Origin of the sequence: Lentzea atacamensis (genome assembly GCF_003269295.1) — a bacterium.
In the GTDB taxonomy this organism is placed as follows: domain Bacteria; phylum Actinomycetota; class Actinomycetes; order Mycobacteriales; family Pseudonocardiaceae; genus Lentzea; species Lentzea atacamensis.
Genome location: NZ_QLTT01000005.1, coordinates 1 through 18,477, shown reverse-complemented (window position 1 = coordinate 18,477; position 18,477 = coordinate 1). Strand labels below are relative to the sequence as shown.

Genomic DNA, 18,477 nt, shown 5'->3' with positions numbered 1-18,477 from the left:
GTAGCTGATGGCCCTGAGCCGGCTCGTGCTGTGGCGGCACGGTGAGACCGACTACAACGCGACAGGTCGTCTGCAGGGTCATCTGGACTCGGCGCTCACCGAGACCGGCTTGAACCAGGCCAGGTTCGCCGTCCCGGTGCTCGCCGGGTTCGAGCCGGAGATCGTGGTCGCGTCCGACCTGCAACGCGCGCGCAACACCGCTGGGGTTTTCACCTCATCGACGGACATCCCGCTGCGGATCGACGAGCGGCTGCGCGAAACCCATCTGGGCAAGTGGCAGGGACTGACCACGGCCGAGGTGGAGCAGGAGTGGCCGGGCGCCATCACGGTGTGGCGGACCGATCCGACCTACACGCCGCCGGACGGTGAGTCGCGCGTCGAGGTGGCCGCTCGGGCCGTCGAGGTCGTGACCGAGGTGGACGCGGAGTTCTCCGGCACGGTGATGCTGTGCGCGCACGGCGGGCTCATCAGTGCGTTGACCGGGCGGTTGCTGGACTTGCCGGTGCCGTCGTGGTCGCAGCTCGGTGGGATCTCCAACTGCCACTGGACGGTGTTCACGCGGCGCAACGGCCGTTGGCGGCTCTCCTCCTACAACGCGGGCATCACGCGTTGAGACTGCTCGTCCTCGGGGACTCGCTGTCGTTCTTCGGGCCTTCCGGGCCGTTACCCGCTGATCACCCGCGGTTGTGGCACAACATCTGTGCCGCTGAGCTGGGTGGTTCAGCGGAGCTGGCGGCCGGGTTCGGGTGGACGGCTCGGGACGCCTGGTGGGCGTTGACCGGGGATCCGCGGATCTGGTCGTTGCTGCCTCGCACCGACGTTCTGGTGTTCGCGGTGGGGAGCATGGACACGCTGCCGTCGCCGTTGCCCACGTACTTGCGCGAGGGGCTGCGTTATGTGCGGCCTGACTGGTTGCGGAAGTGGGTGCGGGCGCGTTATCGGGACGTCCAACCGCTGTTGGCGCCCTACGCGCGCACGGCGTTACCTCCGGCGCTGACTGCGCGGTACCTGCGGGACATGCTCCAGTCGGTGCGCAACCTCCAGTACACGATGCCGGCGGTGGGGATCGTGCCGTCGGTGCACCGGGCTCCCACGTATCGCTTTGTGCATGACGGACACGCGGCTGCGGCTGCGGCCGTGCGTGGCTGGGCCTCACGTGCGGGAGTGCCGTTGCTGGACCTGCCGGCCGTGATCGGTGAGCACGTGCGTTCCGGCGCAGGAAATCCAGACGGGATGCATTGGGGCTGGGAGGGCCACGAGCTGGTGGGCAAGGCGATGGCCGCCCTCATCTCGTCCGTGGCGTTGAGTCCCACGGAGGAGTGAGCCCCGTAGGCTCGTCGCTCGTGCGCATCTCCATCGTCACCGACTCCACGGCATACCTGCCCGAGGGGTTCGCGAAGCGCCATTCGATCACCGTGGTGCCGCTGCACGTGGCGGTGGACGGTGCCGGACGCCTCGATGGCGTCGACTTCGGTCCATTCGAGCTGGCCGGCGCCCTTGCCGAGCACCGCCGCGTGACCACGTCTCGCCCGACGCCAGGCGAGATGGCTGCCGTGTACCGGGACGTCCTGTCGTCGTCGGACGCGATCGTGTCCGTGCATCTCTCTCGTGAGCTGTCCGGGACGTGGGAGGCGGCGCGGCTGGCTGCCGAGGAGATCGACCCGTCCCGGATTCGCGTGGTCGACTCGCGCTCGACGGGCATGGGGCTCGGTTTCGCGGTGTTGCGCGCGTGTGCGGCCGTCGCTGATGGACGTTCACACGCTGCCGTCGAGGAGGCCGCCACCTCTGCCGCCGCGCAGACCAGGATGTTCTTCTGCCTCGAAACCCTCGACCACCTGCGCAGGGGCGGGCGGATCGGCACGGCGGCGGCGCTGGTGGGGACCGCGCTGGCCGTGAAACCGCTGCTGCACATGGACGACGGCCGAATCGTGCCGCTGGAGAAGGTCCGCACGATGAGCCGGGCCGTGGGCCGTCTGGTCGACCTGGCTGCGGCCGCGGCGGGCGATGGCCCGGTAGGCCTGGCCGTGCACCACCTGGCAGCTCCCGAACGCGCCGCGGAACTGGCGACCCGGCTGGACGAACGCCTGCCAGGCTCGACGGGATGCGTGATCTCCGAGGTCGGCGCGGTGATCGGTGCCCACACGGGCCCAGGAGTGCTGGGCGTGGTGGTGCTGCCGGGAGGGCCCGACATCCTCCCACACACCCCCGACAATTCCGCGTCCTCAAGCCCCGAGTGATCGCGACCTGTCCACAACCCGCGAGTAATCCACAGCCCCGGAGCCAACCCGGTCACCCCACCCACCCCGCTCCGTAGCGTCGCCCCCATGCTCCCCCGCCCCCACCCTGCCGACAGCCCGAGCGAACGCCTGGCAGCCCTGGCCGCCAAGGTCCGCGCCGACCCGACCCTGGTCTACGCCCGCTCCGAAGACTCCGACGAACACGGCAAACCCCGCCGCCGCCTTCACCTGCCGCGCCTGCCACGCCGAGGCCTCCTGGCCCTGGGCATAGTCGTCGCCTGCACCGTGATCGGCCTGGGCAGCTGGTGGCAGAGCCCCGCCGCCGAACCGGCCCCGGCCGTGGCCCTCGTGAGCACCACGGCCGCGGCCCAGGAACTGGTTGTGAACGTGGTTGGCGAGGTGGCCACCCCCGGCCTGGTGACGGTGACCTCCGGCGCCAGAGTGGCCGACGCCGTCCGCCTGGCAGGCGGCATCAAGCCGGGCACCGACCTCCACAACCTGAACCTGGCCCGCAAACTGGCCGACGGCGAGCAGATAGCCGTCGGCCTGCCGCCCCAGGCCGCACCCGGCGCCGCCCCGTCCAAGCTGGACCTGAACGCGGCAACGGCCGCCGAACTGGACGCCCTGCCCGGCGTGGGCCCGGTGACGGCGCAGCGCATAGTCGAGCACCGCACCCGCAAGGGCCCGTTCGCCTCGGTCGACCGACTCCGCGAGGTGGAAGGCATCGGCGACACCAAGCTGGCCAAGCTGGCCGAGCTGGTCCACACCTGACCCGCTCTTCCGATCCGGTTCAGCCCCGCTGCTCTCCAACAGGAGTCTGGTCATGCGTTCTGTCCGCATCACCCGCCGAGCCACACCCCAATCCACCCGCGCCACCGAGCGACTGCTGCTCGAGTCAGGACAACGGAGGCTCCGGTGGTCCGCAAGCACTCGATAACCCACGACTACCGGCTGGTCCCCGCCGCGGCAGCGGTGTGGGCGACCGCCGTCGCCGGTCTCTTCCTCAGCTGGCAGGCGGCAGTCCTCACGGGCCTCGCGGCAGGGGCCATCGGCCTGGCCGCGTGGCGCAGAGCCTGGTGGACCAGGACCTGCGCGATCGCCCTCCTGATCTCCGGCCCGGTTGCCGCGGCCTGGGTGGGCAGCAACGTCCTGAGAGCCGAAACCCACCCGCTCCGACTGGCCGCCGACGAAGGCCGTACGACCACTCTCACCGTCGAACTCACGACCAGGCCGAAAGGCATCAGGGCCGCAGGCTTCGGCGGCCACCAGGCAGGCGTCGACCACGTGGTCATCACGGCGAAGGCGAACGGCGCCAAACTGGTCCTGCTGGCACCGGCCGACAAGTGGCGAAACCTGTTGCCAGGCCAAAGAGTCACGGCCAGGGGCACGCTCGCCCCGCCCCGAGGCGGCGATCTCACCTCGGCAGTCCTGCGAGTCCGCGGCCCGCCGACCGACCCGCGGCCACCTCCGATCTGGCAGAGCTGGGCGGACCACCTCCGCGACGGTCTGAAGGAAGCCAGCGAGGTCCTCGATGCCGAGGAAGCCGGCCTCCTGCCGGCACTGGTGGTGGGCGACACCGACCAGATGGTGCCTCGCATCGTCGACGAGTTCCGCACCGCCGGCCTCGCGCACCTGCTTGCGGTGAGCGGCGCGAACCTCGCGATCGTGTGCGGCGCGGTCTACCTGGTGGCCAAGCGACTCAGGGCCGGCCCGCGTACAGCGGCCGCGGCAGCGATGGCGGCCTTGGTCTGGTTCGTGGTCCTCGCGGGTCCGGAGCCCAGCGTGCTCAGAGCCGCGGTCATGGGTGCCGTCACGCTGCTGGCGCTCGTGCTGGGCCGGCGCCGGTCCACGCTCCCGAGCCTCGCGACCGCGATCCTCCTGCTGGTCCTCGTCGATCCCGCGCTGGGCGGCGATCCGGGGTTCGCGCTCTCCGTGGTGGCGACGGCGGCGCTGGTGCTGGTGGCGCCGAAGTGGTCGCGGGCGCTGAAGGAACGCGGCGTGCCCAGCGGCCTGGCCGAGGCGATCGTCGTACCGACGGCCGCAAGCCTGGCAACGGCTCCGTTGGTCGCCGGGCTCTCCGGTCAGGTCAGCCTCGTGGCGATCGTCGCCAACCTGGTCGCGGGGCCGGTGGTCGCACCCGCGACGGTGCTGGGCGTGGCGGCGGCAGCCGTCGCGCCGCTCTGGGACCCGGCCGCCGAACTGGTCGTGCACGTCGCCGGACCCGCGGTGACGTGGCTCATCCAGGTCGGGCGGCAGGCGGCGACCGTGCCCGGCGCGTCCGTCAGGTGGCCGGAGGGCTGGCTCGGGGCGATCGCGTTGACCGTGGTCGTGGCGACGGTGGTGTTGTTGCTGCGCCTCAAGAAGACGCGGACGTTGGTCGTCGCCGTGCTGGTCGGCGTCTTCGTGGTGCTGGTGCCGCTGAAGGTCGTGGCGCCGGCCTGGCCGCCGGACGGGTGGAAGGTGATCACCTGCGATGTGGGCCAGGGCGACGCACTGGTTCTGGCGACCGACGACGCCGACCGCGCGGTCGTGGTGGACACCGGGCCCGATCCCGGTGCCGTCGACCGGTGCCTGAAGACGTTGGGAATCAAGAGGATTCCTCTGGTCGTGTTGACGCATTTGCACGCGGACCACGTCCAGGGCCTGTCGGCTGTGCTCACCGGGCGTGCGGTGGGTGCGGTGGCGGTGGGGCCGCTCAAGGAGCCCGCGTGGGCGTGGAAGGAGGTCGGTCAACAGGCCCGCAGTCGTGGCGTGCGGGTGGTGGAGCCGAAGGCCGGTGAGCGGTTTGCCTGGCCCGGACTGGAAGTGGAGGTGCTGGGGCCACGACGGCCACCGACAGCAGGAGACACGAACACGACGGTCAACGATTACTCGCTCGTCCTCAAAGCACACACCAGAGCGGGCCGAGTGCTGCTCACCGGCGATGTCGAGCTGGCCGGCCAGTCGGCGTTGCTGGGGGAGCGGGACCTGGGTGCCGAGGTGCTCAAGGTGCCGCACCACGGCTCGCGGTACTCGGTGCCCGCGTTTCTCAAGGCCGTGCGGCCGCGGGTGGCGCTGGTGAGCGTCGGCACGGGCAACCGCTACGGGCACCCGAGTCCGCACGTGATGGACATGTTGCGGGCGGGAGGTGCGCTGGTGTTGCGCACGGACAGGGACGGAGACCTGGCGGTGTTGCCGGGAAACCGAATAGTACGAAGGAGAAGAGGATGGTCTGGATCAGGCTGTACAACGCGCGCTACCCGGTTCCCGGTGGCACGCCCGGGCTTGCGTGGGCCCTGTGGCAGACGAACTACTCGGCGACGCCATGGCCGCACGACGAGCTCAAACCCGATTTCGGTTACTACATCTGCGAAACACTCGAAGACGGCACCCGAGCCCTCACCTACAAGGCGACGACTACGCACGTGCTGCCACCGACCAAGGCCGCCGAACCGGAGGAGGCGTACGACCTCGTCTCGGAGTACGTGTTCGACGACGAACTGCGGATCGTGCCGCACGACTGGCACGACTACCACTACAACGTGCTGAAGGCGGAAGCCCCGTGGCCGCAACGAATCGTGGCGTGGCGCGCGAACGTGAACCCGATCGGGCCGCACGTGATGGACTGCCTGCAACGCTTTCCGCGTACCGGCTGGATGAAGACGGACGCCATTTCCTTCTGACACAACGGAGACAACGCGGTCCGGGGACGCGTGAACGTCCCCGGACCGGAAGGAGGTGATCAAAGCAGCGTGATCAGCCCAGTGCCTTGATGACGGCCTCTGCGGACGCCGGCACCGTCGCGCGCGGGCCGACCGTGTCGCCGAGCGCGTCGAGGGTCTTGAGGCCGTCGCCGGTGATCAGCAGCACGGTCTCGCCGTCCGGGTCGAGCTGGCCCGACTCGATCAGCTTCTTCGCCGTCGCCACGGTCACGCCGCCGGCGGTCTCGGCGAAGATGCCCTCGGTGCGGGCGAGGAGCTTGATGCCCTCGACGACCTCTTCGTCGGTCACGTCTTCGATGGCGCCGTTCGTGCGGCGGACCGCGTCGAGCACGTAGGGGCCGTCGGCCGGGGCGCCGATCGCCAGCGAGCGGGCGATGGTGTCCGGGCGGACCGGGCGGATGACGTCGTGGCCTTCCTTGTAGGCGGCGGACACCGGGCTGCAGCCGGTGGCCTGGGCGCCGAACACGCGGTACGGGGTGGCTTCGACGAGGTCGAGCTGGCCGAGCTCGCGGAACGCCTTGTCGACCTTGGTGAGCTGCGAGCCGGACGCGATGGGCACCACGATCTGGTCGGGCAGGCGCCAGCCGAGCTGCTCGGCGACCTCGTAGCCGAGGGTCTTCGAGCCCTCCGCGTAGTACGGGCGGACGTTGACGTTCACGAACGCCCAGTCCTCGTGCTCCGCGGCGAGTTCCTGGGCCAGGCGGTTCACGTCGTCGTAGTTGCCGTCGACGGCGATCAGGGCGCCCTCGTAGACGGCGCTCATCAGGATCTTGGCGCGCTCGAGAGAGGAGGGAACGAGAACCACCGACTGCCAGCCCGCGCGGGCGGCTGCCGCGGCTACTGCGTTCGCCAGGTTGCCGGTGGAGGGGCAGGCCAGCACCTTGAAGCCGAGCTCGCGGGCCGCGGCGAGCGCGACGCCGACCACGCGGTCCTTGAAGGAGTGGGTGGGGTTGCCGGTGTCGTCCTTCACCCAGACCTTGCGCACGCCCAGTGCCTTGGCGAGGTTGTGTGCCTCGACCAGGCGGGTGCCGCCGGGGTCGGTGTTCGGGTGCTGTTCCACAGTGGACGGAACGGGGAGGAGGCCGCGGTAGCGCCAGATCGACCTGGGGCCGGCTTCGATGTCCTCGCGCCGGATCTTGCCGAAGTCGTAGGCCACTTCCAGCGGCCCGAAACACTCCAGACAGGCGTACTCAGGAGCGAGAGGAGTTTCATTTCCGCACTCACGGCACAGCAGTGCGCGGGCGGGGCCGAGGTCGAACTTCGTGCTCGTGGGCACAGAGACAGCAGTCATCGCGAGGTATCTCCTCATCTTTCCCGCGAAATCGAACGGGTCGGAATTGGCACCGTGATCGTCTGCGCATGGTGATAGCGCTGACGCCGGTTGCCGGGGCTTCTTCGGGCCGGTCCCTCTGCCCCTCTGGATGAGCGGTGTTCAGTTGTGGTCACCAAGCTACGACAAGAGCCCATTGCTCAGCCACAGACGTCCACGATCCGGGACGTGGGAGGATGCGGAGCGTGAGCGCACCGGAGTCACTGCACCTCGTCGTCGGCGAGGAGGAGTTGCTGGTCGAACGGGCTGTTCGGGCGGCTCTCGAGGCCGCACGCAAGGCCGATTCGAACGCCGACCTGACCCGCGTGCAGGTGACTGATCTCACGCCTCCCGAGCTGGCCGAGCTGGTCAGTCCGTCGCTGTTCGCCGAGGGTCGCGTGATCGTTCTGCAGAACGCGCAGGAGATCGGCAAGGAGATCGCCGACGCGGTCGTCTCCTACGCCAAGGCGCCCGCGGACGGGATCACGCTCGTCGTCGTGCACACGGGCGGTGGCCGCAGCAAGGCGGCCAAGGACCTGCCTGGACAACTGAAGAAGGCCGGCGCCGTGGTCATCGAGTGCCCGAAGGTCACCAAGCCGGGTGATCGGGAGGCCTTCGTCCGCAACGAGGTGCGGCAGGCGGGCGGCAAGATCGACCCCGAGGCCGTCGCCACGCTCATCGACGCCGTGGGCACGAACCTGCGCGAGCTCGCCGCGGCGGCGTCCCAGCTCGTCTCCGACACCGACGGCAAGGTGACGGTCGACGAGATCCGCCGCTACCACCAGGGCAAGGCCGAGGTGACCGGGTTCGCGGTCGCCGAGAAGGCCGTGACCGGTGACCGGGCGGGCGCCATGGAGGCGTTGCGCTGGGCCATGCAGCTGGGCGTGCCGCACGTGCTGGTCGCGGACGCCTTGGCGGACGCTGTGCGCACGGTCGCGCGTGTGTCCGCGGTGGGCCGGGCCGACCCGTTCAGCCTGGCCGGTCCGCTGGGCATGCCGCCGTGGAAGATCAAGAAGGCGCAGGCTCAGGCCCGCGGCTGGGACCAGTCGGGCCTCGCCGACGCGATGCAGGTCGTCGCGGGGCTCAACGCCGACGTCAAGGGCGTGGCGGCCGACGCCGACTACGCGCTGGAACGTGCGGTGCTCAAGATCGTCGCCGCGCACGGCCGCCGCTGATCAGTCGCGGGGGATCCCGATCAGGTACTGGGCGCCGGTGAAGCCCGGCACGACGCCGATCTTCCACGTGAACGTCTCGGTGCCGGCCAGGCCGTCGACCATCCGCCGCAGTTCCGCGCGCCCGTACATGCGCAGGAACGACACGACGCTGTCGAAGAACATCATGAACGGCAGCACCGGCACGAGGTAGGTCAGCGCCAGCCGCAGGAGGTAGCGCGGCAGGGGATTGCGCTGGAACGGTGCCGAAAGCAGCACGGCCAGTGTGATCAGGAACGGGAAGAGCAGCACGTACAGGAACGACCGCTTGGTGTCGACGACGACCATCGGCGAGCGGGTGTCGACGGCGTTCTGCAGCATCCGGGCAGCGATCGCCGGCGGGAAGTGGTGGAAGGCGCCGTAGATCGTCCGCGTTCCCTCGACCGTGCAGTCGGTGGCGTCCACGGACGACGAGACGTAGTCCACGGAACAGCAGTTTGGCAGCCGTCGCCGGTGTGCAGCCTGAACGCGTTGAAAGGCACGGACGTTCGGCACCAGGTCCGTCAGCGTGACCTGGGTGTGGATGCCCTCGCGGTGCAGTTTGCGCTGGATGAGCGGTACCGGCCCGCCAGAGCCCGCGCAGAGGTCGACGATCCGGTGGGAGGCGCCCTCGCGCAGGGCGATCGACAACGGGACCGAGTACGCCCGTGCGGCGTCCGTCAGCCGGTAGATCGTCACGATGGACTCGGTGTGCAGGGTGCGCAGCACGGCAGGGATGCGGTCCAGATCGTGCAGTTCCACGAAGTCGATGCGCGGAAGCGATTCCATGGTTCCCATCCCTACCGCGCAACCGGACCGGCAGTCCACTCCTCGACAGCGAAAAGGGCCTGCTCAACGAGGAGCAGGCCCTTCTCAGAGGCTTGTGCCGTGCTGAATCAGCCCTCGAGCTGGTTCGCGCGCAGCGCCATCGCCGACTTCTTGTTGGCGGCCTGGTTCGGGTGGATGACACCCTTGGTGGCGGCCTTGTCGAGCTTGCGGGACGCGTCCTGCAGCAGCTCCAGGGCCTTCGCCTTGTCACCGGCCTCGGCAGCCTCGCGGAACTTGCGGATGGCCGTCTTGAGGGACGACTTGACCGACTTGTTGCGAAGGCGCGCCTTCTCGTTGGTCTTGATCCGCTTGAGCTGGGACTTGATGTTCGCCATGCGACATCACCCTTCTGTGTCGAAACCGGAGTTCGTGACGCGCTTGGTCGGCACCGGCCTCGACGACCGGCTCTCCTCCACGGCGGAGTGCCGCGCATTCACGACGACGAAGGATATCAGGCCAGCTCAGCGCACCGTGAAGGCGGCCTTCTCCGCGCCCACCACGGCCTCGTAGCCGCCGCGGGCGACCTCACGCCGGCCGTCGCCGTCCACGTCGCCCACGGTCAGCGCGAGCTGCGAGAGCTTGAACGACACCTCGACCTGCTTCGACTGTCCCGCAGCGAGTTCCACGCGCGTCCAGCCCACCAGGCGCTGGTCGGGCGTCAGCACCGGGGAGGCCGGTTGGCGCACGTGGACCGGCACCACGACCGTGCCCGCACGCCCGCCGGTGTTCGCCACCGTGAACTTCACCACGCCCGTCGAGCGATCAACGGCCACCGACGTGCCCGAGGTCGCGAACGAGGTGTACGACAGCCCGTGCCCGAACGCGTACAGCGGGTCGTACTTCGCGCCCGCCGACGTGTTCGCGCCCGGCAGCTGGTCGTAGGTGAGGGTCGGATCACCCAGCGTCCGAGGCCACGACACCGGCAGCTTGCCGCTCGGGTTCACCGCGCCGAACAGCACGTCGGCGATGGCCCGGCCGCCCTCGCTGCCCGGCAACCAGCCCGCGACCAGCGCGTTCGCGTCTGCGGCACCGCCGAGCACCTGGGGACGGGCGGTCAGCAGCACCACGACCACCGGCTTGCCGGTCGCCTGCACCGTGTCGACCCACGCCTGCTGCTCAGGAGTCAGTGCCGGGTTCTCCGTGTCGGCCGGACCCTCCGCACCTGGCTTCTCGCCCAGGACGACGACGACCGCGTCCGCACCAGCGGCTTCAGAAACGGCAGCAGCAGGAGTCGCAGCGTGCACAACAGACGCACCAGGAACAGCCTCACGCACGCCGGTCAGCACGGTCGCGGTCGGCGGCAGCGGTGAGTCGTCCGGCACGCCCTGCCACTCGACCGTCCAGCCGCCGAGCTGGCGGCGCACGTCGTCCGCGGTCTCACCGGTCACGACGATCTTCTTCGCCGAACCCGAGAGCGGCAGCACGCCGTCGTTCTTCAGCAGCACGGTGCCTTCGGCCGCTGCCTGACGTGCCAGCGGGCGGTCCACGTTCACCACGTTGCCGTCGGCCTTCGCCGGGTCCACGTACGGCTTCTCGAACAGCCCCAGGTCGAACTTGAGCTTCAGCACTCGCCGCACGGCCTGGTCGATCCGCCCGCGCGACACCGAACCGTCGCGCACGTTCGCCAGCAGCAGCGACGTGAACTCGGCCGCGTTCGAGGGCTCCATCGCCATGTCCACACCGGCGTTGACGCTCATCGCGATCGCGGTCTTGTAGTCGGGCGCGACCTTGTGCCGGTCCACCAGGTACTTCATGTCCTGCCAGTCCGACACCGCGACGCCCTTGAAGCCCATGCGCTCACGCAGTTGTTTCTGCAGCATGTACTTCGACGCGTGCACCGGCACACCGTTGAGCGAACCGGAGTTGATCATCACGGTCTTCACGCCCGCGTCGAACTGCGCCTGGAACGGCGGCAGCACCACGTCCTGCAGCTGGCGGACGGGAATCTGCGCAGCCGCGCGGTCGTGCCCGTTCGCCGGCGCCGAGTACCCAGCGAAGTGCTTCGCGGTCGCGGTCAGCTGAGCCGTGTCGTCCACCTTGGACTGCTGTCCACGCACGTTCGCCGCCGCCAGCTGTCCCGCGAGGAACGGGTCCTCGCTGTAGGTCTCGTAGTAACGCCCCCAACGCGTGTCGCGCGCGATGTCCGACACCGGCGCGAAGTTCCAGAACACACCGGTCGCGCGCAACGCCTTCGACGCCGACACACCGATCTGCTCCTGCAGCGCGGGGTTCCACGTCGCACCGAGCCCGATCTGGTGCGGGAACATCGTCGCGGAGATGACGTTGTTGTGCCCGTGCACACCGTCCGCGCCGTAGATGATCGGGATCTTCAACCTGTTGTTCTCCAACGCGTAGCGCTGGATCGCATTGTTCATCTCGGCCCACGCCTTGGGCGTGTTCTCCAGCGGTGCGTCACCACCGCCGGACAGGATCGAGCCCACGTGCGCGTCCGACAGCACCGCCTTCAGGCACGACTCCACCAACGGTCCGTTGACGTTGTTGCAGTCACCGCGCAGCTTCCCGACGCGGATCTGCGCCATCTGCCCGATCTTCTCCTCGAGCGTCATTCTCCGCAGCAGGTCCTCGACCCGCCGCTCCGTCGACGCCCGAGCGTCCAAATAGATCTCTTTGCCCGCCGCGACACCACCTGCAGGTGTCAGCGACGCGATCAGCACAGCAACGCCCAGCACGCCGAGACCGGCGCGCTTGCGGGAAAACAAAGACAAGACTCCTCCACGCTCCCGTGCGCCCGCCGCACACGATCGCGTGGAGGAGTAGGACAAAAACACCCCCGAACGGAGGAACTCCGTGGAAGCGGTTTCATGCTGGTGAAACGCCTGTTCAGCCGCCCAGGACGCTCCGTGTCAGCGACTGCTTTTCATCCAGCAGCTCGGCCAGCGCGGCCGAGATCGTCGCCTCGTCGAGCCGCACGCGTTCCACCTCGGGCTGCTGGTCCAACGCGATCAACGTCGCCCGCCGCACGAGCTCCTTCATGAACGACGCCGTCACGCCCTTGCTCGCAGCCACGATCGCCGAAGCGTCCGGCAGATCCAGACGAGTACCGGACGCGTAAAGCCGCAGCAGCCGTTCGCGGCCTTCCTCATCGGGCAACGGGACGTGCATCGCGAGGTCGATCCGGCCAGGCCGCTGGGCGAGGGCCTGTTCCATCACGTCCACCCGGTTCGTGGTGAGCACGAACGTCACGTCCGCCTCGGAGCCGACACCGTCCATCTCGTTCAGCAGCTCGAACAACGCCGGGTTGCCGGTCTCCGTGTGGCGCCGATCCTCGGCGATCAGGTCGACGTCTTCGACGACGACCACCGACGGTGCGAGCTTCCGTGCCATCGACGTCGCCACTTTCAGGAGCTTGAACATCGCGATGCCGCTCAGCACGATCACCGTCGAGGATCCCAGCCGTCCCATCAGGTACCGGATCGTGTGCGTCTTGCCGGTGCCAGGCGGACCGTGGAGCAGAAGTCCTCGTTTCAGATGCTGCCCGTGTGCTTGCAGCCGCGCGCTTTGTGAGGCTGTGCGCACGACGTGGCGTTCGATCGCGTCCAGCACGCCCTCTGGCAGAACGACGTCTTCAGATCGCAACGACGGTCTCGGCAGGAAGGTGAGCAGCTGGTTGCGGCGGTGCTCGCTCAGCCCGAACGCCATCACCTTGCCCTGGAACAGGTTGTGCCGCGTGATGTGGCTTTCGACCGCCTCCCGGGTGGCCGTCGCGGTCTCCCTGGACGCTGCCAGCACCTGCAGCGAACACTGGGCGTCGCAGTCCTCGCCGGGACCCTGCACCGCGAGGACCACGGGCTCGCCGTCCGGTGATCGGGAGGGGACCAGCCCGAGCTGCACCGCCTCGATCGCGGTGTCGGGGCCGGTGGCGACGGTCGCGTAGTCGACGGGCCCGAGACCGAAGCTGCCGTCGTGCACTGCTCCGCTCAGCATGTCGGACAGGTACTGGAACGAGCGTCTGCCCGCGATCCCGAACCACTCCGCCCCCGGAGAGTGTTCCGCCAGATAGGTTTCGATTCCGTGGTGCACGTTCACGTGCTCCCACCCCATGAACCTGGCTGTCACGGTCGGGACCTGTCTCATCGGGATTCCGATGTGGTCGGTCACCTTCCGGACCAGCGTCGACTCCGCGCCGTCGGAGACCAGTTTCCTGGCCTCCTCCAGCAACCCCTGCAGAGCCGACGCGAGTGATCGTGCGTCAGATGTGTGGAGATCTGTCATTGATTCCACCGTACGCACTAGTCGGCAGGTCCGGCCTCAGCCTTTTGGTCAGGTTCCTTCGGTGGCCTGCCACGCCGAGGCATTTTCTTTGCCTCTTTGGGCAGCCGGCCCGCCTCCGCCAGCGCACGCCGCAGCAGGAACTCGATCTGCGCGTTGGTGCTGCGCAGCTCGTCGTTCGCCCACCTGCTCAACGCGTCGTGCACCGCCGGATCAAGCCTGAGCAGAACGCTTTTGCGGTCAGCCATCAGGTGTAGAGCGACCCTGCGTTCACCACGGGCTGAGTGGAACGGTCACCGCACAGAACGACGAGCAGGTTCGAGACCATCGCAGCCTTGCGCTCCTCGTCGAGCTCGACGACGTCCTGCTCGGCGAGACGGTGCAACGCGAGCTCGACCATGCCGACGGCGCCCTCGACGATCCGCGTCCGTGCCGCCACGACCGCGCTCGCCTGCTGCCGCTGAAGCATCGCGTGTGCGATCTCCGGCGCGTACGCGAGGTGCGTGAGCCGCGACTCGATCACCTTCACGCCGGCGGACTGCACGCGTGCCGCGATCTCGATCGCGAGCGTCTCGGTGATCTCGTCCGCGTTCTCCCGCAACGACAGCCCGACTTCTTCGTGGTTGTCGTACGGGTAGCTCGTCGCGATGTGCCGGACAGCGGTCTCGGTCTGGATGCCGACGAACCGCACGAAGTCGTCCACTTCGAACCGTGCGCGCGCGGTGTCTTCCACCTGCCACACAACGACCGCGGCGATCTCGATCGGGTTGCCGTCGGCGTCGTTGACCTTGAGCGTCGCCGTCTCGTGGTTGCGGATCCGGGTCGAGATCTTCTGGCGCGTGGTGACCGGGTTCGCCCACCGCAGGCCGTCCGTGCGCACCGTGCCCACGTAGCGGCCGAGGAACTGCAGCACCCGCGCCTCACCCGGCGCCACGGTGAAGAGCCCCTTCATGATCAGCGATGCCGCCAGGAACAACAGCACCGCGATGATGAGGATCGCCGCCGACGGGTCGGTGCCGCTGCTGTCCGCGTTCATGATCTCTCGTACGAGCACCCACACGCCCACCGCGAACACCACCAGTCCTGCGAGGAACATCGGCAGACCGGGCAGCTCCCGTGCGTGCTTCTCACGCACGACAGGTGCCGGCATGTGCACCTTCGTGTCGGCCACAGCGCTCATTCGAACCCCCTATCGAAGTAGTAGCTAAGTGATATCACTTTTCCGCCATGATCGCCAGCTAGGCTGATCCGCATGAGGGCGAAGAAGCAGCGCGTGGCCGCGTACGGGGTGTGCATCAACGAGAACGACGAGATCCTGCTCGCGCGCTGGCTCGGCCCCAACGGCAAGCGCTGGATCCTCCCCGGCGGCGGCATCGACCACGGGGAGCACCCGCACGACGCGGTCATCCGCGAGTACGAGGAGGAGACCGGGTTCGAGGTCGAGGTGCTGCGGCTGCTCGGCATCGACTCGGAACTCCGCGAGGAACCCGACCGCGACTACCACGCCCTGCGGATCATGTACGAGGTCCGGATCGTGGGCGGCGAGCTGCGGTACGAGGTGGACGGCACAACCGACCTCGCGCAGTGGTTCCCGGTCGCAGACATCGGACAACTTGACCGCGTGCCGTCCATTGACACGGCCCTTGGTTTGTACCGAACTACCCCTGCTGCCGGAATCTTGCGCTAACTTAGGCCTTACCGCCGCCAGCTTCCCATCAACGGAGTTGGCGAATGATCCGATCACTGGCCGCAGTGGGCGCGGCCGCCCTGCTGTCGTCCTTCGTCCACGTGCCCGCCTTCGCGGCGGTCGTCGGGGTGTCGAGCGTGTCCTCCCTGCAGGCCGCGATCGACTCGGCTCGGCCCGGTCAGCGCCTGGTGCTCGCGAACGGCGTGCACGTGGCCGACCAGCCCATCAAGATCACCAGGTCCGGGATCACCGTGGCCGCCCAGACCGTCGGCGGCACGGTGTTCACCAGCGGCGGGTTCGAGCTCGGCGACGTCAAGAACGTGACCGTCGAGGGCTTCGTCTTCGACGGCACCAGCACGCTGTCGGTACCGCCGGGAGCCCAGGCCGCGCGCATCACCCGCAACACCTACAACGGCAACAAGAACGGCGCTTCGCTCAGCGTGGGCGCCGACGACGTGCAGGTCGACCACAACACGTTCTCCAACCGCACGAACGAGGGCGTGTACCTGCAGGTCACCGGCCCCGGCAGTGACATCGCCAAGCGGACCTGGATCCACCACAACTACTTCTACAACCACCAGTTCTCCGGCTCGAACGGTGGTGAGTCGATCCGGCTCGGCTACAGCCACAAGCAGTCGAAGTCGGCGAACGCGATCGTCGAGCACAACCTGTTCGAGAAGGCAGACGGTGACGCCGAAGCCATCTCCATCAAGTCCTCGGACAACACGGTCCGCTACAACACGATCCGCAACAGCAAGGGCTACATCGTCCTGCGCCACGGCCACCGCACCACGGTCGAGGGCAACCTGCTGTTCAACAGCGGCATCCGGTTCCACGGCAACGACCACAAGATCTACAACAACTACGTGGAGAACACCCGCGACCGTGCGATGGTGTTCGGTTCCGGCAAGGAGGCGGACAGCGGTCCGACCTCGAAGCTGCACGATCGCCCCGACCGCGTGACGGTCGCGTTCAACACGCTGATCGGTACCGGCGCCGTGGTCGACAGCGACGGCGGTGACTTCAAGCCGAAGGACTGCGTGCTCGCGAACAACATCATCAAGGGCTCGTCCGGTGGTGTCGTCTCCATGCACAGCGGTTCGACCGTGAAGTACGAGGGCAACGTCATCTGGGGCGGTACCGGCGGCAGCATGCCGTCGTCCGGCTACCGCTCCGCGGACCCGAAGCTCGTGAAGGACGCGGGCGGCCTGTTCCGGCTGGCGTCCGGCAGTCCGGCGATCGACGCATCCACCGGCAGCTACTCCTACGTCTCGCGGGACTTCGACCCACAGGCGCGGTCGGGCAAGCCGGACGTCGGAGCGGACGAGTACAGCACCTCGGCAATCCGCAAAGCGCTGACCAAGGCTGACGTGGGGCCTTCCGCGCCATAGCCTGCCCTTGAGGGCAGACATCGGAGCCTTACCTGCTGGGCGGGGCAAGCGGCCCCCGCCGAACTACCCCGTCCGCAGGAACTCCTCGGTACCTTTCGGTCCACCGCCACCGACGGGCCACCATAGGAGTTGGCGAATGATCCGATCACTGGCCGCTGTGGGCGCGGCCACCCTGCTGTCGTCCATCTTCGTCCAGGCGCCCGCGAGTGCGGCGGTCGTCACCGTGCCGAACGTTGCCTCCCTGCAGGCCGCGATCAACTCGGCCAAAGCCGGTCAGCGCATCCTGCTCGAGGACGGAGTGCACCGCCCCGGCAAGCCCATCAAGATCACGAAGTCGAAGATCGCCATCGCGGCCAAGAACACCGGTCGCGCGGTGTTCAACACCAGCGGCTTCGAGTTCGGTGCGGTGCGCGGTGTCACCATCGAAGGTTTCGTCTTCAACGGTACGAGCTCCCTGTCCGTGCCGGCGGAGGCCTACGGGACCCGCATCACCCGCACGACGTTCAACGGCGACAAGCCGGGTGCCTCCCTCACCGTGAGCGCCAACGACGTCGAGGTCGACCACAACACGTTCTCGAACCGCACGAACGAGGGCGTGTACCTGCAGATCGCCGGCCCTGACGGCAAGATCGCCCAACGGACCAGGGTTCACCACAACTACTTCTACAACCACAGCTACACCGGCCTGAACGGCGGCGAGTCGATCCGGCTCGGCTACAGCTACAAACAGCAGCTGTCTGCCTACGCCGTCATCGAGAACAACCTGTTGGAGAAGGCGAACGGCGACCCGGAGGCCATCTCCGTGAAGTCCTCGGACAACACGGTTCGCTTCAACACGATCCGCAACAGCAAGGGCTACATCGTGCTGCGCCACGGCCACCGCTCCACGGTCGAGGGCAACCTGCTGTTCGGCAGCGGCGTGCGGTTCCACGGGAACGACCACAAGGTGTTCAACAACTACGTGGAGAACACCGGGGACCGCGCGATCGTGTTCGGCAAGGGCTCCGAGACCGACAGCGGCCCGACCTCGAAGCTGCACGACCGGCCGGACCGCGTGACGGTCGCGTTCAACACCCTGATCGGCACGGGCGCCGTGGTCGACAGCGACACCAGCACCTACGCGCCGAAGGACTGCGTGTTCGCGAACAACATCATCAAGGGTTCGTCGGCGAAGTTCATCGAGATGATGAGCGGCTCGACCGTGAAGTACGAGGGCAACATCATCTGGGGCGGCACCGCCGGCATCTCGTCCGGCTACCGCTCGGTAGACCCGAAGCTGGTGCGCGACTCCAAGGGTCTCCTGCGCCTGGCGTCCGGCAGCCCGGCGATCGAGACCTCCGCGGGCACGTACTCCTACGTGACGCGGGACTTCGACTCGCAGTCCCGCGTCGGCAAGCCCGATGTGGGGGCCGACGAGTACAACTCGTCGGCCATCCGCAGGCCGCTCACGAGCGTGGACGTCGGCGTCAACGCACCCTGATCCCCCTGTTTGTCCTGGTGGCCGCACGTTTCGCGGTCACCAGGACCCCCCGATTTGGAGATCGAAACAGCCCCGTGTAATGTTCTCTCTGCCAGCGCGGAACGGGCCGGAAATCAAAACCGGAACGAGCGGGGCACAAGCCGGAAGACAAAGGGCCTCTGAGAGGCCGATTTGACACCGGCGAGCAGGACAAAATAAGCTTCAGCAACACAAGCCCCGAGTGAAACTCTCCGGAAACGGAGATTGGATCCGGTGAGCGCGTGTTCTTTGAGAACTCAACAGCGTGCCGATAACACAGTCAGTAATATGAATACTCCTCGTCAGGAGTATTCCTTTGAGTAGTTTTACCAGATTGCCAGACATATTCCGTCTGGAGCGATCAACACAATCCTTATTGGAGAGTTTGATCCTGGCTCAGGACGAA

General features: G+C 67.9%; 17 protein-coding genes and 1 riboswitch. Of the genes, 10 read left to right on the top strand and 7 right to left on the bottom strand.

All coding sequences use genetic code 11. From position 1 onward, the window contains the following. Nucleotides 1-7: 7 nt before the first annotated feature. The 6 genes from C8D87_RS22690 to C8D87_RS46075 all read left to right on the top strand — a co-directional run bounded on the left by C8D87_RS22690 (nt 8) and on the right by C8D87_RS46075 (nt 5,899). On the top strand, nt 8-613 hold the full coding sequence (locus C8D87_RS22690; RefSeq protein ID WP_109642791.1) for a histidine phosphatase family protein: 606 nt from the start codon (nt 8-10) through the stop codon (nt 611-613). Next, on the top strand, nt 610-1,323 hold the full coding sequence (gene octT, locus C8D87_RS22685; RefSeq protein WP_112228299.1) for a diglucosylglycerate octanoyltransferase: 714 nt from the start codon (nt 610-612) through the stop codon (nt 1,321-1,323). Before C8D87_RS22690 ends, octT begins: the two co-directional genes overlap by 4 nt. A gap of 20 nt (nt 1,324-1,343) precedes the next feature. Further along, nucleotides 1,344-2,237, top strand: a complete 894-nt coding sequence (locus tag C8D87_RS22680) for a DegV family protein (protein ID WP_109642787.1) — start codon at nt 1,344-1,346, stop codon at nt 2,235-2,237. 87 nt (nt 2,238-2,324) lie between these two features. Continuing rightward, entirely contained in the window at nt 2,325-3,008 is a 684-nt protein-coding gene (locus C8D87_RS22675; RefSeq protein ID WP_112228298.1) for a helix-hairpin-helix domain-containing protein, read from the top strand. Between the two features lie 144 nt (nt 3,009-3,152). Next, entirely contained in the window at nt 3,153-5,765 is a 2,613-nt protein-coding gene (locus tag C8D87_RS22670; protein ID WP_233440297.1) for a ComEC/Rec2 family competence protein, read from the top strand. Then, on the top strand, nt 5,726-5,899 hold the full coding sequence (locus C8D87_RS46075) for a hypothetical protein (protein ID WP_170155379.1): 174 nt from the start codon (nt 5,726-5,728) through the stop codon (nt 5,897-5,899). The genes C8D87_RS22670 and C8D87_RS46075 overlap by 40 nt, the downstream gene beginning before the upstream one ends. A 73-nt stretch (nt 5,900-5,972) precedes the next feature. Here C8D87_RS46075 and thrC read toward each other — a convergent pair whose 3' ends face one another. Further along, a complete protein-coding gene (gene thrC, locus C8D87_RS22660) occupies nt 5,973-7,229 on the bottom strand; it encodes a threonine synthase (protein ID WP_109642780.1) in 1,257 nt (418 codons plus the stop codon). Nucleotides 7,230-7,240: 11 nt separating this feature from the next. Continuing rightward, nucleotides 7,241-7,366, bottom strand: a riboswitch (SAM riboswitch). Between the two features lie 78 nt (nt 7,367-7,444). Between thrC and holA the strand changes: the two genes are divergently transcribed. Continuing rightward, the gene (gene holA, locus C8D87_RS22655; RefSeq protein ID WP_109642779.1) at nt 7,445-8,422 is read left to right on the top strand and encodes a DNA polymerase III subunit delta; all 978 of its coding nucleotides are present in this window, start codon (nt 7,445-7,447) and stop codon (nt 8,420-8,422) included. Here holA and C8D87_RS22650 read toward each other — a convergent pair whose 3' ends face one another. From C8D87_RS22650 to C8D87_RS22625, 6 genes are all read right to left on the bottom strand, one after another. Beyond that, a complete protein-coding gene (locus C8D87_RS22650) occupies nt 8,423-9,226 on the bottom strand; it encodes a class I SAM-dependent methyltransferase (protein ID WP_146771834.1) in 804 nt (267 codons plus the stop codon). Nucleotides 9,227-9,333: 107 nt separating this feature from the next. Beyond that, on the bottom strand, nt 9,334-9,600 hold the full coding sequence (gene rpsT / locus C8D87_RS22645) for a 30S ribosomal protein S20 (protein WP_109642775.1): 267 nt from the start codon (nt 9,598-9,600) through the stop codon (nt 9,334-9,336). A 126-nt stretch (nt 9,601-9,726) separates the two neighbouring features. Further along, entirely contained in the window at nt 9,727-11,991 is a 2,265-nt protein-coding gene (locus C8D87_RS22640; RefSeq protein ID WP_146771833.1) for a glycoside hydrolase family 3 N-terminal domain-containing protein, read from the bottom strand. A gap of 115 nt (nt 11,992-12,106) precedes the next feature. Then, a complete protein-coding gene (locus tag C8D87_RS22635) occupies nt 12,107-13,498 on the bottom strand; it encodes an AAA family ATPase (protein ID WP_112228295.1) in 1,392 nt (463 codons plus the stop codon). A 17-nt stretch (nt 13,499-13,515) separates the two neighbouring features. Then, nucleotides 13,516-13,743, bottom strand: a complete 228-nt coding sequence (locus tag C8D87_RS22630) for a type II toxin-antitoxin system antitoxin (protein ID WP_112228294.1) — start codon at nt 13,741-13,743, stop codon at nt 13,516-13,518. Continuing rightward, entirely contained in the window at nt 13,743-14,675 is a 933-nt protein-coding gene (locus tag C8D87_RS22625) for an SPFH domain-containing protein (protein ID WP_112228293.1), read from the bottom strand. Before C8D87_RS22625 ends, C8D87_RS22630 begins: the two co-directional genes overlap by 1 nt. A gap of 72 nt (nt 14,676-14,747) precedes the next feature. On the opposite strand from C8D87_RS22625, the gene C8D87_RS22620 reads away from it, so the two are divergent. The 3 genes from C8D87_RS22620 (at nt 14,748) to C8D87_RS22610 (ending at nt 18,053) form a co-directional block, all read left to right on the top strand. Beyond that, nucleotides 14,748-15,182, top strand: a complete 435-nt coding sequence (locus tag C8D87_RS22620) for an NUDIX domain-containing protein (RefSeq protein WP_112228292.1) — start codon at nt 14,748-14,750, stop codon at nt 15,180-15,182. 44 nt (nt 15,183-15,226) lie between these two features. Next, nucleotides 15,227-16,573, top strand: coding sequence for a polysaccharide lyase 6 family protein (locus C8D87_RS22615; RefSeq protein ID WP_112228291.1), 1,347 nt, complete (start codon nt 15,227-15,229; stop codon nt 16,571-16,573). 136 nt (nt 16,574-16,709) lie between these two features. After that, nucleotides 16,710-18,053, top strand: coding sequence for a polysaccharide lyase 6 family protein (locus C8D87_RS22610; RefSeq protein WP_112228290.1), 1,344 nt, complete (start codon nt 16,710-16,712; stop codon nt 18,051-18,053). Nucleotides 18,054-18,477: the final 424 nt, after the last annotated feature.

What these genes read in the sequence shown, in the direction of transcription:
- holA (WP_109642779.1), top strand. Translation starts at nt 7,445, where the DNA reads ATGCGGAGCGTGAGCGCACCGGAGTCACTGCACCTCGTCGTCGGCGAG.
- C8D87_RS22635 (WP_112228295.1), bottom strand. Translation starts at nt 13,498, where the DNA reads ATGACAGATCTCCACACATCTGACGCACGATCACTCGCGTCGGCTCTG.
- C8D87_RS22620 (WP_112228292.1), top strand. Translation starts at nt 14,748, where the DNA reads ATGAGGGCGAAGAAGCAGCGCGTGGCCGCGTACGGGGTGTGCATCAAC.
- thrC (WP_109642780.1), bottom strand. Translation starts at nt 7,229, where the DNA reads ATGACTGCTGTCTCTGTGCCCACGAGCACGAAGTTCGACCTCGGCCCC.
- C8D87_RS22650 (WP_146771834.1), bottom strand. Translation starts at nt 9,226, where the DNA reads ATGGAATCGCTTCCGCGCATCGACTTCGTGGAACTGCACGATCTGGAC.
- rpsT (WP_109642775.1), bottom strand. Translation starts at nt 9,600, where the DNA reads ATGGCGAACATCAAGTCCCAGCTCAAGCGGATCAAGACCAACGAGAAG.
- C8D87_RS22690 (WP_109642791.1), top strand. Translation starts at nt 8, where the DNA reads ATGGCCCTGAGCCGGCTCGTGCTGTGGCGGCACGGTGAGACCGACTAC.
- C8D87_RS22625 (WP_112228293.1), bottom strand. Translation starts at nt 14,675, where the DNA reads ATGAGCGCTGTGGCCGACACGAAGGTGCACATGCCGGCACCTGTCGTG.
- C8D87_RS22630 (WP_112228294.1), bottom strand. Translation starts at nt 13,743, where the DNA reads ATGGCTGACCGCAAAAGCGTTCTGCTCAGGCTTGATCCGGCGGTGCAC.
- C8D87_RS22610 (WP_112228290.1), top strand. Translation starts at nt 16,710, where the DNA reads ATGATCCGATCACTGGCCGCTGTGGGCGCGGCCACCCTGCTGTCGTCC.
- C8D87_RS22675 (WP_112228298.1), top strand. Translation starts at nt 2,325, where the DNA reads ATGCTCCCCCGCCCCCACCCTGCCGACAGCCCGAGCGAACGCCTGGCA.
- C8D87_RS22615 (WP_112228291.1), top strand. Translation starts at nt 15,227, where the DNA reads ATGATCCGATCACTGGCCGCAGTGGGCGCGGCCGCCCTGCTGTCGTCC.